The organism is Allobosea sp. LjRoot237 (assembly GCF_964253285.1).
In the GTDB taxonomy this organism is placed as follows: domain Bacteria; phylum Pseudomonadota; class Alphaproteobacteria; order Rhizobiales; family Beijerinckiaceae; genus Allobosea.
Genome location: NZ_CAXUQP020000002.1, coordinates 141,614 through 157,271 on the forward strand (window position 1 = coordinate 141,614; position 15,658 = coordinate 157,271).

12 protein-coding genes are annotated in these 15,658 nt (G+C 66.6%); 11 read left to right on the forward strand and 1 reads right to left on the reverse strand.

Going from position 1 to position 15,658, the window contains the following annotated elements:
• The first annotated feature begins 105 nt into the window (after nt 1-105).
• From ACSQ24_RS28220 to ggt, 7 genes are all read left to right on the forward strand, one after another.
• Complete coding sequence (locus ACSQ24_RS28220; RefSeq protein WP_436098100.1) at nt 106-990, forward strand: alpha/beta hydrolase; 885 nt, start codon at nt 106-108, stop codon at nt 988-990.
• A 40-nt stretch (nt 991-1,030) separates the two neighbouring features.
• Nucleotides 1,031-2,575, forward strand: coding sequence for an ABC transporter substrate-binding protein (locus ACSQ24_RS28225; protein WP_436098101.1), 1,545 nt, complete (start codon nt 1,031-1,033; stop codon nt 2,573-2,575).
• A 63-nt stretch (nt 2,576-2,638) separates the two neighbouring features.
• Complete coding sequence (locus ACSQ24_RS28230; RefSeq protein ID WP_436098102.1) at nt 2,639-4,189, forward strand: ABC transporter substrate-binding protein; 1,551 nt, start codon at nt 2,639-2,641, stop codon at nt 4,187-4,189.
• Between the two features lie 33 nt (nt 4,190-4,222).
• Nucleotides 4,223-5,167 carry an ABC transporter permease gene (locus ACSQ24_RS28235; protein WP_436098103.1) on the forward strand — a complete coding sequence of 315 codons (945 nt, stop codon included), beginning with the start codon at nt 4,223-4,225 and terminating at the stop codon, nt 5,165-5,167.
• A 13-nt stretch (nt 5,168-5,180) separates the two neighbouring features.
• Nucleotides 5,181-5,999, forward strand: a complete 819-nt coding sequence (locus ACSQ24_RS28240; protein ID WP_436098104.1) for an ABC transporter permease — start codon at nt 5,181-5,183, stop codon at nt 5,997-5,999.
• Nucleotides 5,996-7,699 (forward strand): ABC transporter ATP-binding protein, encoded by a 1,704-nt coding sequence (locus tag ACSQ24_RS28245; RefSeq protein WP_436098105.1) that lies wholly within the window; start codon nt 5,996-5,998, stop codon nt 7,697-7,699. The genes ACSQ24_RS28240 and ACSQ24_RS28245 overlap by 4 nt, the downstream gene beginning before the upstream one ends.
• 176 nt (nt 7,700-7,875) lie before the next feature.
• Nucleotides 7,876-9,489 (forward strand): gamma-glutamyltransferase, encoded by a 1,614-nt coding sequence (gene ggt, locus ACSQ24_RS28250; protein WP_436098106.1) that lies wholly within the window; start codon nt 7,876-7,878, stop codon nt 9,487-9,489.
• Nucleotides 9,490-9,647: 158 nt separating this feature from the next.
• Here ggt and ACSQ24_RS28255 read toward each other — a convergent pair whose 3' ends face one another.
• Nucleotides 9,648-10,148: an Lrp/AsnC family transcriptional regulator gene (locus ACSQ24_RS28255; RefSeq protein WP_436098107.1), complete on the reverse strand. Its 501-nt coding sequence runs from the start codon at nt 10,146-10,148 to the stop codon at nt 9,648-9,650.
• A 209-nt stretch (nt 10,149-10,357) separates the two neighbouring features.
• Here ACSQ24_RS28255 and ACSQ24_RS28260 point away from each other — a divergent pair, with 209 nt between their 5' ends.
• From ACSQ24_RS28260 to lpdA, 4 genes are all read left to right on the forward strand, one after another.
• Nucleotides 10,358-11,590, forward strand: coding sequence for a 3-methyl-2-oxobutanoate dehydrogenase (2-methylpropanoyl-transferring) subunit alpha (locus ACSQ24_RS28260; protein WP_436098108.1), 1,233 nt, complete (start codon nt 10,358-10,360; stop codon nt 11,588-11,590).
• 127 nt (nt 11,591-11,717) lie between these two features.
• A complete protein-coding gene (locus ACSQ24_RS28265; RefSeq protein WP_436098109.1) occupies nt 11,718-12,734 on the forward strand; it encodes an alpha-ketoacid dehydrogenase subunit beta in 1,017 nt (338 codons plus the stop codon).
• The gene (locus ACSQ24_RS28270) at nt 12,734-14,047 is read left to right on the forward strand and encodes a dihydrolipoamide acetyltransferase family protein (protein ID WP_436098110.1); all 1,314 of its coding nucleotides are present in this window, start codon (nt 12,734-12,736) and stop codon (nt 14,045-14,047) included. The genes ACSQ24_RS28265 and ACSQ24_RS28270 overlap by 1 nt, the downstream gene beginning before the upstream one ends.
• Before the next feature lie 178 nt (nt 14,048-14,225).
• A complete protein-coding gene (gene lpdA / locus ACSQ24_RS28275) occupies nt 14,226-15,623 on the forward strand; it encodes a dihydrolipoyl dehydrogenase (protein WP_436098111.1) in 1,398 nt (465 codons plus the stop codon).
• The last annotated feature ends 35 nt before the right edge of the window (nt 15,624-15,658 follow it).

Below are 15,658 nucleotides of genomic sequence, written 5' to 3' on the forward strand. Positions count from 1 at the left end.
CGCGTCGCGCACAGCCGGCACTGCCCTGTCGAATCCGGCTTGCAGCACCAATCATATCATGCAACAAAATTGGCGCCAATCTTATAACCAATCGTGAGAAGCCGCATGACCGCTCCCGTCGCAAGCCCCGCCAAGCAGGACGACGCAGCGGCCCGCGGCCGTGCGCTCTACGATCTCGGCCCGACGCCGGTCACCGCCTGCAAGGCTGATCCGCGCTTCAGCTATTGCCTCTATGTGCCCAAGAGCCTCGGCAAGGGCGGCCAGGCGCCCGAGTTGGTCGTCGCCATGCACGGCACCGGCCGCGGCTTCACCGGTTACCGCGATGCCTTCGAAGCCTTCGGTCGCTGGAACAACTGCATCATCCTCGCCCCGCTCTTCCCGATCGGCGTGATGGGTGACGGCAACCGCAACGGCTTCAAATACATGCGCGAGGGCGAGGTCCGCTACGACCACATCCTGCTCGCCATGGTCGAGGAGGTCGCCCAGCATTACGGCCTGCGCTTCGACCGCTTCGCCCTGTTCGGCTATTCCGGCGGCGGCCACTTCACCCATCGCTTCCTGATGCTGCAGCCCAAGAAGCTCTGGGCCGCTTCGATCGGCGCACCGGGCTCGGTGACCCTGCTCGACCCGACGCGCGACTGGTGGGTCGGCACCCGCAACATGGCCGATCTCTTCGGCGCCGCCCCCGATATCGAGGCGATGCGCCAGGTTCCGGTCCAGATGATCGTCGGCGCCGCCGATCTCGAGACCTGGGAGATCACCCACCAGCCCGGCAACGCCAGCTGGATGCCGGACGCCAACCATGCCGGCGCGAACCGCCCGGAACGGCTGGCTACCCTGCGCCGGAACTTCGAGGAGCACGGCATCACCGTGCGTTTCGACCTGGTGCCGAACATGCCGCATGACGGGCTGAAAGCCGTCCCGCGGGTGGAGGACTTCTTCGCGGAAGCGCTCGCCAAGCGCCGCACCGGCGCGGCCAAGGCAGCCTGAGCCGCCGGGACCGGGAAGACGGACAACGAGGGGAACGACAATGAACCGCCAGCTCGCCTCCGCCTTCGCCCTGCTCGCTCTCGCAAGTCCCGCTGCGGCGCAGACGATCAATGTCGCACTCAATGCCGACATCCGCTCGACCAATCCGGGCGTCAACCGCGACGACAACACCGACGCCGTCGTCCTGCACATGGTCGAAGGTCTGGTCGGCTATCGCGAGAACGGCGCGGTCGCTCCGCTGCTGGCGGAGAAGATCTCCGTCTCCACGGACGGGCTGACCTACACGTTCAGCCTGCGCAAGGGCGTCAAGTTCCACAACGGCGCCGAGATGACCTCGGCCGACGTCATGTGGAACTGGAACCGCTACATGGAGCCGAAGACCGACTGGCGCTGCCGCAGCGAGTTCGACGGCCGCATCGGCATGAAGGTGACCGGCGTTGCCGCGCGCGACCCTGCGACCTTTGTGATGACGCTGGAGAAACCGAGCGCGCTCTTCCTCGACACCATGGCGCGGACCGACTGCGCCATGGTCGCCATCATCCACAAGGATTCGCTGAAACCCGACGGCTCTTTCGACAAGCCGATCGGCACCGGCCCCTTCATGCTCGGCGACTGGCGTCGCGGCGAATTCGTCTCGCTGAAGCGTTTCGACGGCTATGTTTCGCCACCGGGCGAGAAGCGCGATGGCTATGTCGGCCGCAAGCGCGCTCTGGTGCCGGAGGTCAAGTTCCTCGCCATCGCCGACGGGGCGACCGTCAAGGCCGGCCTGATCTCGGGCGCGCTGCATGTCGCGGATATTCCCGATGCCGACATGCTGGAGATGAGGAAGGTCCCGACCCTGCAGGTGCTGAGCGCTCCCAGCGCGACGAAGCACGCGCTGCTTCTCCAGAGCCGCGATCCACTGCTCGGCGATGTCAGGATGCGCCAGGCGATCGCGGCTGCGCTCGATCTCGATGAACTCGTTGCCCAGGCCTCGAACGAGCTCGGCACCACCAACAACTCCGCGGTCTATGTCAGCTCGCCCTATTACAGCGAGGTCCAGCGCCAGCGTTACCGCCACGACCCGGCGCGCGTGAAAAAGCTGCTCGCGGAGGCCGGCTACAAGGGCCAGGCGATCAAGCTGATCGCCAACAAGCGCTCGACCGTGCCGAGCTTCCCGGTCGCGATCATGGCGCAGGCCATGCTGCAGGCGGCCGGCATCAACAGCGAGATCGAAGTGCTGGAATGGGCGACCCAGCTCGACCGCTACAGCAAGGGCAACTACCAGATGATGTCCTTCAGCTATTCGGCCCGCCTTGATCCGGCCCAGAGCTACAACCAGTTCAGCGGCCCCAAGGACACCTACCCGTCCAAGGCCTGGGACAACCGCCGCGCCGACGAACTGATCGAGAAGGCGACGATCACCGCCGACGAGGGCGAGCGCCAGAAACTGTTCGACGAATTGCACAGACTGATGCTGGCCGATGCGCCCCTGATCTTCCTCTACAATCAGGTCGACACCGCCGTGGTCTCGAAGCGCCTGCAGGGCTTTGCTCCCTGGGTCGCCTCGAAGCCGCGGCTCTGGGAGGTCGGCCTCGCCAATTGAACCGTCGCGGACGCGGCGGCCTGACGATCACAACGACAAACGAAAAAACGACAGGGGACCGAGATGAAGTATCTGTTTGCGCCGGCCGCCGCCCTCATCGCTGCAACCGCCTTCGCCGCACCGGCCATGGCGCAATCGATCACGGTGGCGGTCGCCGCCGACATCCGCAGCAACAATCCCGGCGTCAACCGCGACGACAACACCGACGATTTCGCGCTGCAGCTGGTCGAGGGCCTCGTCGGCTACAATGAGGGCGGCGTCGCGACGCCGCTGCTCGCCGAAAAGGTCGACCTCTCCGCCGACGGCAAGACCTACACCTTCACGCTGCGCCAGGGCGTCAAGTTCCACAACGGCGCCGAGCTCACCTCGGCCGACGTGCTGTGGAGCTGGAACCGCTACATGGACGCCAAGACCGACTGGCGCTGCACCTCGGAATTCGACGGCCGCTCCGGCCTCAAGGTCGAGGCGGTGACGGCGCCGGACGCGCGCACCGTGGTGATGCAGATCGACAAGCCGAACGCGCTCTTCCTCGATACGCTCGCCCGCACCGACTGCGCCATGACCGCGATCCTGCACAAGGATTCGGTCAAGGCCGACGGTTCCTGGGACAAGCCGATCGGCACCGGTCCCTACAAGTTCGGCGAATGGAAGCGCGGCGAATATTTCACCATGACCGCCTTCGAGGGCTACAAATCGCCACCGGGCGGCCAGCGCGACGGCTATGTCGGCTCGAAGCGGCCGCTGCTCAAGGAGGTCAAGTTCCTGATCGTCAAGGATCCGGCGACGGTGAAGGCCGGGCTGGTCTCCGGCGCGCTCGACATGGCCGATATCCTGCCCAGCGATGCCGCCGAGTTGCGGAAAAACCCCAAGCTCGCCGTCGCAGTCGAGCCCAACGCCGTCCGCCATGTCTTCCTGATCCAGACCAGGGACGCGGTGATGGGCAACCAGAAGCTGCGTCAGGCCATCGCCGCCGCCCTCGACATGGATGAGATCGTCGCGGCCTTCTACAACGACCTCGGCAAGCCCAACACCTCGCCGATCTATTCCGGCTCGAGCTATTTCGGCGAGGTCGAGAAGAAGGGCCATGCCTACGACCCGGCCCGCGCCAAGAAGCTGCTGCAGGAGGCCGGCTACAAGGGCGAGAAGATCGTGATCCTCGCCAACAAGCGCCCGGTCGTGCCGAGCTTCCCGTCCGCGGTGGTGGCCCAGCAGATGCTGCAGGCCGTCGGCGTCAACGTCGAGATCGAGGTGCTCGACTGGGCGACCCAGCTCGACCGCTTCAACAAGGGCAACTACCAGATGCAGTCCTTCTCCTTCTCGGCCCGCTTCGACCCGGCGATCGCCTTCGAGCAGTTCTCGGGACCGAAGGAGAAGCAGCCGCGCAAGGTCTGGGACAATCCGCAGGCGCAGGCGCAGATCGACAAGCTGTTCGTCACATCCGACCGGGCCGAACGGCAGAAGCTCGTCGACGAACTGCACAAGCGCGTCATCGACGAGGTCCCGATGATCTTCGCCTTCAACGGCCTCGACATCATCGCCCATGCCAAGCGCGTCCAGGGCTTCAAGCCGTGGCAGTCGAAGCTGCGCATGTGGGAAGTGACGCTGGCGAACTGACGCCATCCTTCATCGCAGACCGGGAGGAAGCCGATGCTGCGCTTTGCGCTGACGCGCATTCTGATGTCCGTGCCGACTTTGCTGATCGTGTCGGTTGCGGTCTTCGGGTTGATCCGGCTGATTCCGGGCGATCCGGCCTCGCTGATGCTGGGGGATCTGGCGACCCCGGCCTCGATCGCCGACCTTCAGGCCAGGCTCGGCCTCGACCAGAGCGTGCCGGTCCAGTTCGGCATCTGGTTCGGCAACCTGCTCAAGGGCGATCTCGGCCAGTCGATCAACTCGCAGCAGGCGGTGCTGCCGCTGATCCTGCAGCGCTTCTGGATCTCGGCCCAGATCGTGCTCATTGCGGTCGCTCTCGCCAGCCTCGTCGCCGTGCCGGCCGGCGTGCTCGCCGCCTGGAAGCAGGATACCTCGCTCGACCTCTCGCTCGTCGCCGTCGCGACGCTGCTGCTCTCGATCCCGACCTTCTGGCTCGGCCTGCTGCTGCTGCTCTTCTTCGGGCTCAAGCTCGAATGGCTGCCGGTGGTCGGCTATGTCTCGATCGCCGAGAACCCCTGGGCCGGCATCCTCTACCTGATCATGCCGATCATGACGCTGTTCCTGCACGAGATCGGCGTGATCCTGCGCATGGCGCGCGCCTCGACGCTCGAGGTGCTCCGGCTCGACTACATCACCCATGCCCGCGCCAAGGGCCTGACCGAGAGCGCCGTGCTCTGGAACCACGCCTTCAAGAACGCCTTCGGCCCGACCTGGACACTGATCGGCCTCGTGCTCGGCAACCTGCTCGGCGGCATCGCCGTGGTCGAGACCGTCTTCACCATCCCCGGCCTCGGCCGGCTCCTGGTCGATTCGATCTTCGCCCGCGACTATCCGGTGATCCAGGGCTGCATGCTCTTCGTCGCCTTCACCTATGTGCTGGTCAATCTCGTGATCGACCTCTGCTATCCGATCTTCGACCCAAGGGTCACTGCACAATGACGGTGACGGCACAATGAGACTACCAGCTCCCAACGCCCTGGTCGGCGGCACGCTGATCGGCTTCCTCGCCATCGTCGCTTCGGTCAGCGCGCTCTGGACGCCCTATGACCCCTTGCGGCTCTCCTTTCGGGCCAAGCTCGCGGCGCCCTCGGCGGTGCACTGGCTCGGCACCGACGAGTTCGGCCGCGACGTGCTCTCCCGGCTGATGGCGGGCGCCGCGACATCAGTCTGGATCAGCCTGCTGACGGTCGCGCTCGCCGTCTCGCTCGGCACTGTGATCGGCCTGTTCTCGGGCTATGTCCGCGGTTGGGTCGACCGCACCATCATGGCCTTCAACGATGCGCTGCTCGCCTTCCCCGGCATCCTGCTGGCGCTCGGCCTGCTCGCCGTCGTCGGCGCCAACAAATACGGCATCATCCTGGCGCTCGGCATCGCCTATGCGCCCTCGGTCGCCCGCATCGTGCGCGGCACCGTGCTGTCGCTGCGCGAGCGGGAGTTCATCTCGGCCTCGCGGGTGATGGGCAACTCCGAAGCCTTCACCATGCTGCGCCACATCCTGCCGAACTGCATCGCGCCGCTGACCGTGCTGGCGACCTCGATGTTCGGTTGGGTGCTGCTGGCCGAGAGCTCGCTCTCCTTCCTCGGCCTGGGCGTGCCACCACCGGCCCCGACCTGGGGCAATATGCTGGCGGGCTCGCGGCCCTATATCGGCCAGGCCGTCTGGCTCGGCGTCTTCCCGGGGCTGTGCATCTCGCTGACGCTGCTCGGCATCAACCTGCTCGGCGATGCGCTCCGCGACAAGCTCGATCCGCGGATGAGGGGTGCGCGATGACAAAAGCGTTTTCAAGCGAAGTGGGCACCCGTTCGCGTGAAGAAAACGCGTCGAGCAATAGCACCAAGCCATTGCTCGAGGTCGATGGCCTTACGCTCAGGATCGGCGCGAGCGGCCGCACCGTCGTCAACACTGTCAGCTTCTCGGTGTCGCCCGGCGAGATCGTCGGCATCGTCGGTGAATCCGGCTCGGGCAAGACGCTCGCTGCCCGCGCCGTGATGGGTTTCATCCCGCCGGCGGTCCGCCTGATCTCGGGCAGGGTCCGCTTCGACGGCGAGGAGGTCACGACCATGGCGCCAAAGCGCCTGCGTGCCATCCGCGGCGCCAAGGTCGGCATGGTCTTCCAGGAGCCGATGACCTCGCTCAACCCCTCCATGCTGATCGGCCGCCAGCTCGAAGAGGGCCTCGCGCTGCATCGCAAGCTCGACGCCGCCGGCCGGCGTGAGCTGATCCTCGACATGCTCCGGCGCGTCGGCATCCGCGACCCCGAAGGCGCCTTCAACGCCTATCCGCACCAGTATTCCGGCGGCATGCGCCAGCGCATCATGCTGGCCTCGGTGATGCTGCTGAAGCCGGCGCTGCTCCTCGCCGACGAGCCAACCACCGCGCTCGATGCCGTCGTCCAGCGCGACGTCATGGAGCTGATGGTCGACCTGACCAAGGAGAACGGCACCGCCGTGCTCTTGATCTCGCATGATCTCGGCATGGTCGCGCGCTATTGCAGCCGCATCGTCGTGATGTGCCAGGGCGACGTCGTCGAGCACGGCAAGAGCGAGGATATCCTCGCCCGGCCGCAGCACCCCTATACCCGCAAGCTGCTTGCCGCGATGCCGCATCGCGAGCCGGCGCGCGAGGTGCCAGAGGCCGAGACGCCGCTGGTCGCGGTCAACGACCTCGTCGTCGACTATGGCGGCCGCCAGGGCTTCTTCCGCAAGGAACAGCCCAAGCGCGCCCTGCATGGCATCAGCCTCTCGGTGAAGCCGGGCGAGGTCGTCTCGGTGGTCGGCGGTTCAGGCTCGGGCAAGACCACGCTCGGCCACGCCATCGCCGGGCTGATCAAGCCGAGCGAAGGCGCGATCCTGTTCAACGGCAAGCCGATCGACAAGAGCGAGACTGCCTATTGGGACTACCGGCTGAACTGCCAGATGGTCTTCCAGGACCCCTATTCCTCGCTCGATCCGCGCATGACCATCGGCGAGCTCGTTGGCGAACCCTTGCGGCTGGTGAAGGGCATGAGCGCCGCCGACAGGAAGGCGCGGCTCGCGGAAGTCCTGGGCGAGGTCGGGCTCGGCGACGGCTTTGCCGAGCGCTATCCGCACGAGCTCTCCGGCGGCCAGCGCCAGCGCGTCGCCATCGCCCGCGCCATCATCCGCCGGCCGAGCTTCGTCATCGCCGACGAGCCGGTCTCGGCGCTCGACGTCACCGTCAGAGCACAGGTGCTGGAGCTCTTCGCCGAATTGCAGAGGAAGCACGGCTTCTCCTGCCTGTTCATCAGCCATGACCTCGGCGTGGTCGAGCAGGTCTCGGACCGCGTCATCGTCATGCATGAGGGCCGCATCGTCGAGGAAGGCACGCGCGACCAGATCTTCGATGCGCCGCAGCACGACTACACCCGCAAGCTGCTCTCGGCCGTGCCCGGACTGGAGAGCATGGCAGATGGCGGCGTCCGCCTGTTCTGGCGGCTGGGCGAGCCGACGTGAGCGTTAAACAAACTTGCCCTGAACCACATCGTCATCCCGGACGTAGCGAAGCGGAGCTCCGGGATCCATCGTAGAGAGCAACACCCTTCGATGGATCCCGGAGCGGCGCGGCTACGCCGCTTGTCCGGGATGACGGCGCGGTTCTGGACCACGCCTTGAGAGGAAGGCCCTTGCCCATGAAGAACGGAATGATCGTCGCTCCGCAGCCGGAAGCGGTGGAAGCTGGCGCGGCCGTGCTGGAGCGCGGCGGCAATGCGATCGATGCGGCGATCGCCTGCGCCTTCATGCAGGGCGTGGTCGATCCGCTGATGTCGGGCATCGGCGGCTTCGGCTCGATGCAGCTCTACATGCCCGGCAGGGGCGTCCATGAGATCGTCGAGTTCTATGCCCGCGCCTCTTACTCCGCGAAGCCGGAGATGTGGCAGGACAAGCTGCAGGGCCAGTCGCGCGACGGCTTCGCCTTCCTGCTCGAAGGCGGCATCAGCGAGTTCGGCCATCTCGCCGTTTGCACGCCGGGCAGCGTCAAGGGCTACGACCATGTGCTCTCGCGCTTCGGTACGATGGACTGGGCCGACGTGATCGCCCCGGCGATCAGGCAGGCCCGCGAGGGCGTGCTGGTCCGCCCGCACATGCACTGGTTCTGGTCTCAGGATCAGAGCGGCGCAGGCCAGGTCAACACGTCAGACAAGCTGCGCTACAGCGAGACCGGCAAGCGGCTCTATTTCCGGCCCGACGGCAGCGCCAAGCGCCCCGGCGATGTCATCGTCAACGCCGACATGGCCAATACGCTGGAGCGGCTCGCCAAGGGCGGCGCCGACCTGTTCTACCATGGCGAGCTCGCCGAGGAGATCGCCGCCGACTTCGCCAGGCATGGCGGGCTGATCTCGCGCGAGGACCTCGCCCGCTACGAACTCTCCGTCGCCAAGCCGATCTGGGGCTCCTATCGCGGCCACCGCATCTCGACCTCGCCGCCGCCGGCGAGCGGCATGTCGATGCTGCAGATTCTCAACATGCTGGAGGCCTTCGACATCGGCAAGCTCAGCCATAGCGGCGCCGAGCATGTTCGCCTGCTGGTCGAGGCGATGAAGCGCATGACCATCGACAAGGACCAGTTCATGGGCGATCCAGCCTATGTCGACGTGCCCGTCGCGCGCCTGATCTCGAAGGAGCACGCGGCGGAACAGGCCGACAGCATCCGCCGCGGCGAGCGGGCCGATGTGAAGCGGCTGGAGCGCTCCTCCCAACGCGAGACCACCCATGTCACCGTGGTCGACCGCCATGGCAATGCGGTCGCGCTCACCCATACGCTCGGCAGCCCGTCCGGCGCGATCACCGAGGGCCTCGGCTTCATCTATAACGGCACGATGAGCCGCTTCGACCCGCGCCCCGGCCGCGCCGGCTCGATCGCGCCCGGCAAGCGCCGCTCCTCCTCGGCGGCGCCGACCATCGTCTTCAAGGGCGACGAGACCTTCATCGTCATGGGCGCGCCGGGCGGCAGCTACATCGCCCCGGCCATGGCGCAGGGCATCATGAACGTCATCGACTTCGACATGTCGATGCTGGAGGCGGTGGCGGCGCCGCGCGTCATGGGTGTCTCGAACGCGATCGACATCTCGAACCGCATCCGCCGCAGCGTCGAGGCGCAGCTCAAGGCCGAGGGCTATGACGTCAAGCGCTCAGCCCAGAGCTATCCCTTCGCCGCGCTCCACGGCGTCAAGATCGAGGACGGGCTGGCGACCGGCGGCGCCGACCCGCAGCGCGATGGCATGGCGATCTCTGTCCCGGCATGAACCCTTCCCTTCTCCCCCTGTGGGAGAAGGTGGCCCGAAGGGCCGGATGAGGGGTCGCACAGGTCTTGAAAGTTCCGGAAAACGGGAGACCGGGCTTATGACCAGCGTCGCGAGACCCCTCACCCTAACCCTCTCCCGCAAGGGGAGAGGGGATCGGCTCACACCGGCGTGATCTGCAGCGGGTCGACCGAAATCGCCCGCTTCAGCGCGCGCAGGCCGAAGGTCGTGCGCGATTGCCGCATTCCCGGCAGGCGGTAGATCTTCTCGCGCAGGAAGCGCTCATAGTGCTCGGTGCCGCTGACCACGGCCTTGACCAGATAGTCGTAGTCGCCGGTGACGAGATAGGCCTCGACCACCTCGGGAATCCGCGCCAGCGCCTCGCCGAAACGGTCGAGCAGCTTGTCGTCATGCTTGTCGAGCGTGATCTCGATGAAGACGACATTGTCGAGCCCGAGCGCGCGGTGGTTCAGCACCGCGACATATTTCTCGATCGCGCCGTTCTCCTCGAGCCGCTTCACCCGCGTCCAGCATGGCGAGGGCGACAGCCCGACCTTCTCAGCCAGCGCGTTGATCGTCAGCCGGCCGTCCTCGTTCAACGCCGAGAGGATGCGCCGGTCGATCTGGTCGATCTCCTCGCCGCGCCGCGCTTTGACTGCCATCGATCAAATTTTCCGCCAAATGCCAAGATTACAGAATAATCCTCTGATCATAACCGAATCTCAAGGCTACTTCGGCAAGAAATCGACGATGCACCACCCTAACATGCCCGAATAACGACGGCGGCTCGACAGGCGCCCCCGCAAACGTGCCTTGCGGCGGGGACCGCATGGCGGAATGCTGGGTCGAACAGAGCCTAGGGAGCGCGGACATGACAGACCCCTCACCGCTTCGGTTCCATGTTCCCGTCCCGGCCAGTCGCCCTGGCGAGAAGCCCGATTTCTCGCATGTCGTGATCCCCAAGGCCGGCTCGGTGCAGCGCCCGCCGGTCGATGTCGATCCCCGCGAAATCCGCGACCTCGCCTATTCAATCATCCGCGTCCTCGACCGCGAGGGCGAGGCGGTCGGTCCCTGGGTGCCCGATCTCTCCAAGGACGACCTGATCCGCGGCCTGCGCCATATGCTGACGCTGCGCGCCTTCGATGCGCGCATGCAGATGGCGCAACGCCAGGGCAAGACCTCGTTCTATATGCAGCACACCGGCGAGGAGGCCGTGAGCTGCGCCTTCCGCATCGCGCTCGGCAAGGGCGACATGAACTTCCCGACCTATCGCCAGGCCGGGCTCCTGATCGCGCACGATTATCCGCTCGTCGAGATGATGTGCCAGATCTACTCGAACGAGCGCGACCCGATGAAGGGCCGGCAATTGCCGGTGATGTACTCCTCCAAGGAAAACGGCTTCTTCTCGATCTCGGGCAACCTCACCACCCAATACGTCCAGGCCGTCGGCTGGGCGATGGCCTCGGCGATCAAGGGCGACAACAAGATCGCTGCCGCCTGGGTCGGCGACGGCTCGACGGCGGAATCCGACTTCCACGCCGCGCTGGTCTTCGCCTCGACCTACAAGGCCCCCGTCGTCCTCAACGTCGTCAACAACCAGTGGGCGATCTCGACCTTCCAGGGCATCGCCCGCGGTGGCTCCGGCACCTTCGCCGCCCGCGGCCTCGGCTTCGGCATCCCGGCGCTGCGCGTCGACGGCAACGACTACCTCGCGACCTACGCGGTGGCGCAATGGGCAATCGAGCGCGCCCGCCGCAATCTCGGGCCGACGCTGGTCGAATACGTCACCTACCGCGCCGGCGCGCATTCGACCTCGGACGACCCTTCAGCCTACCGGCCCAAGCACGAATCCGACGACTGGCCGCTCGGCGACCCGGTCGTCCGGCTGAAGCAGCACCTGATCGGGATCGGCGCCTGGTCGGAGGAGCGTCACAAGCAGACTGAGGCCGAGATCCTGGCAACCGTGATCGCCGCGCAGAAGGAAGCGGAAAGCTTCGGCACGCTGCATGCCGGCGGCAAGCCTTCCTCGCGCGACATGTTCGAGGATGTCTATGCCGAGCTGCCGCCGCATCTGCGCCGCCAGCGCCAGCAGATCGGGGTGTGACGATGGTTTGCCTGCATCGGTCGCCAGCCGTCATTGCGAGGAGCGCAGCGACGAAGCAATCCAGGGGGGCGTGGAGCGAGCCGACTGGATTGCTTCGCTTCGCTCGCAATGACGTTGGGAGCACTTCATGGCCCGCATGACCATGATCGAGGCGATCCGCTCGGCCCTCGACGTCTCGATGGGCCGCGACGACAATGTCGTCGTCTATGGCGAGGATGTCGGCTTCTTCGGCGGCGTCTTCCGCTGCACCCACGGCCTCCAGCAGAAATATGGCGTCAACCGCTGCTTCGACGCGCCGATCAGCGAGCTCGGCATCGTCGGCACCGCGATCGGCATGGCGGCCTATGGCCTGCGCCCCTGCGTCGAGATCCAGTTCGCCGACTACATGTACCCGGCTTATGACCAGATCGTCTCGGAAGCCGCCCGCCTGCGCTATCGTTCGGCTGGCGACTTCACCTGTCCGATGGTGATCCGCATGCCGACCGGCGGCGGCATTTTCGGCGGCCAGACCCACAGCCAGAGCCCCGAGGCCCTGTTCACCCATGTCGCCGGGCTGAAAACGGTAGTGCCGTCCAATCCGCGTGACGCCAAGGGCCTGCTGATCGCTGCGATCGAGGACCCCGATCCGGTGATCTTCCTCGAGCCGAAGCGGCTTTATAACGGCCCCTTCGACGGCCATCATGACCGCCCGGTCACGCCCTGGTCGAAGCATGAGCTCGGCGAGGTCGACGAGGGACATTACACCATCCCGCTCGGCAAGGCGGCGATCCGGCGCGAGGGCTCGGCCGTCACCATCGTCACCTACGGCACCATGGTCCATGTCGCGCAGGCGGCCACCGAGGAGACCGGCATCGACGCCGAGATCATCGACCTGCGCACTTTGCTGCCACTCGACCTCGACGCGATCGTCGCCTCGGTTTCGAAGACCGGCCGCTGCATCGTCCTGCACGAGGCGACGCTGACCTCCGGCTTCGGTGCGGAGCTGGCCGCACTGGTGCAGCAGCATTGCTTCTACCACCTGGAGGCGCCGGTCGTGCGCGTCACCGGCTGGGACACGCCTTATCCGCACGCCCAGGAATGGGCCTATTTCCCCGGCCCCGGCCGCGTCGGCGCCGCGCTGCGCGAGATCATGGAGAGCCGCTGATGGCCGAGCGCATCATCAAGCTGCCCGATGTCGGCGAGGGCATCGCCGAGGCGGAGCTGGTCGAGTGGCACGTCAAGGTCGGCGACATCGTCCGCGAGGACGATCTCATCGCCGCGGTGATGACCGACAAGGCGACCGTCGAGATCCCCTCTCCGGTCGAGGGGGAGGTCACCTGGGTTGGCGCCGAGATCGGCGACACCGTCGCGATCGGCTCGGCGCTGGTGAAGCTGAAGGTCTCCGGCGGAGCCGCGTCCGAGGAGGCCGCCGAGGCCGAAGCGCCGGCGGAGCCGCCGAAAGAAAAGCTCGTTGCTGCGGCTGCCCCGGCCACGCCGGCAGCGGCTCTTGAGCCTGCCCCCAAGCAGCTGCCGACGCCAAAGCCCGCTCAGGCTCAGGCCCGCCCGGCATCTGTCGCCACCACATCCGCGCCGCGGCGCCCGGTCGGCGAGAAGCCGCTGGCGTCGCCTGCCGTCAGGCTGAAGGCGCGCGAGGCCGGGATCGATCTGCGCCAGATCCAGGGCTCCGGCCCGGCCGGTCGCGTCACCCATGAAGACATCGACGCCTTCATCCTGCGCGGCCCCGAGGCTCCGGCTAAGGGTGGACTTGTCGCGAAGACCGCGATCACCGACGTCAAGGTCGTTGGCCTGCGCCGCCGCATCGCCGAGAAGATGGCGCTGTCGAAGTCGCGCATCCCGCACATCACCATCGTCGAGGAGGTCGACGTCTCGGCGCTGGAGGACTTGCGGGCCGCGCTCAACAAGAAGCCGACGGCCGAGCGGCCGAAGCTGACGCTGCTGCCCTTCCTGATGCGGGCCATGGTCAAGGCACTGGGTGAACAACCTGGCCTCAATGCGCTTTACGACGACGAAGCCGGCATCATCCACCAGCATGCCGGCATGCATATCGGCATCGCGACGCAGGCCCCGTCCGGCCTGATGGTGCCGGTGGTCAAGCATGCCGAGGCGCGCGACCTCTGGGGCTGCGCCATCGAGCTCGCGCGCCTCGCTGAGCGGGCTCGCGACGGTTCGGCGACCCGCGACGAGCTCACCGGCTCGACCATCACCATCACCTCGCTCGGTGCGCTCGGCGGCATCGCCACCACCCCGGTGATCAACCATCCGGAGGTCGCGATCGTCGGCGTCAACAAGATGGCGGTCAGGCCCGTCTGGGACGGCACCACCTTCGTGCCGCGCAAGATGATGAACCTCTCCTCCAGCTTCGACCACCGCGTCATCGACGGCTGGGACGCGGCGGTCTTCGTGCAGCGACTGAAAGAGCTGCTGGAGACGCCGGCGACGCTGTTCGTGGACATGTGATGTCGGCTGCCGTCACATACGCCGCGTCATCCCGGACAAGCCGCGCAAGCGGCGCAGCTCCGGGATCCATCGTAGGGAACTGTACCCTACGATGGATCCCGGCATTCCGCTCCGCTCCAGCCGGGATGACGGGGTGGTTCGGGCGCAACCTCATGACCGTTGCTTGCGAGGACTTCGCATGACCGACATCACCTGCAAGCTGCTCGTCATCGGCGCTGGCCCCGGCGGCTATGTCTGCGCCATCCGCGCCGGCCAGCTCGGCATCGACACCGTCATCGTCGAGAGCGGCAAGCTCGGCGGCAGCTGCCTGAATGTCGGCTGCATCCCCTCCAAGGCGATGATCCATGTCGCCGAGGAGTTTGAGAAGGCCGCCCATGCCGCTGCCGGCAAGACGCCGTTCGGCCTGACCGCCGCCGAGCCAAGGCTCGACTTGAAGCAGGCCGTCGCCTGGAAGGACGGCATCGTCCAGCGCCTCAATAACGGCGTCGCCGGCCTCTTGCGCAAGGCCAGGGTCAAGATCGTCCACGGCCAGGCCCGTTTCCGCGACGGCAAGACTGTCGCGGTCGAGACCGAGACCGGCCCAAAGGTGATCAAGGCCGAGACGATCGTGATCGCGACCGGCTCGCTCCCCGTAGAGCTGCCCTTCCTGCCCTTTGGCGGCAACGTCATCTCCTCGACCGGCGCACTCGCGCTGACCGAATTGCCGAAGCGCCTCGTCGTGGTCGGCGGCGGTTATATCGGGCTCGAGCTCGGCACCGCCTTCGCCAAGCTCGGCAGCAAGGTCACGGTGGTCGAGGCGCAGGACAAGATCCTGCCGCTCTACGATGCCGAGTTGACCGCACCCGTCGCCAAGAGCCTGTCGGCGCTCGGCGTCGAGGTCCTGCTCGGCTCCAAGGCACTCGGCCCGACCGCCAAGGGTGATGGCCTGCGCATCGAGATGGCCGACGGCAAGGAGCGCGAGCTCCCAGCCGACAAGATCCTGGTCACGGTCGGCCGCACCCCCGCAACGGGCAAGCTCGGTCTCGATGAGCTCGTGCTCGACATGGACGGCCGCTTCATCCGCATCGGCGAGCGCTGTGAGACCTCGATGCGCGGCATCCATGCCATCGGCGACGTCACCGGCGAGCCGATGCTGGCCCATCGCGCCATGGCGCAGGGCGAGATGGTCGCCGAGATCGTCGCCGGCGAACCGCGCCTCTGGGACAAGGCCACGATCCCGGCGATCTGCTTCACCGATCCCGAGATCGTCTCGGCCGGCCTGTCACCGGCGGAGGCCAAGGCTGCCAGCTTCGAGATCAAGATCGGCCAGTTCCCCTTCCAGGCCAATGGCCGCGCCATGACCCGCCATGGCGAAGCCGGCTTCGTCCGTGTCGTGGCGCGCGCCGACAACCATCTCGTCCTCGGCATCCAGGCCGTCGGGCAGGGCGTTTCGGAGCTTTCCGCCGCCTTCGGCCTCGCCATCGAGATGGGGGCAAGGCTCGAGGACATCGCCGACACCATCCACGCCCATCCGACATTGGGCGAGGCTTTCCAGGAATCGGCGCTGAAAGCGCTCGGCCACGCCCTGCACATCTGAGGTGAACGCAGGCCGGGACTCAACCCGGCGAGGGT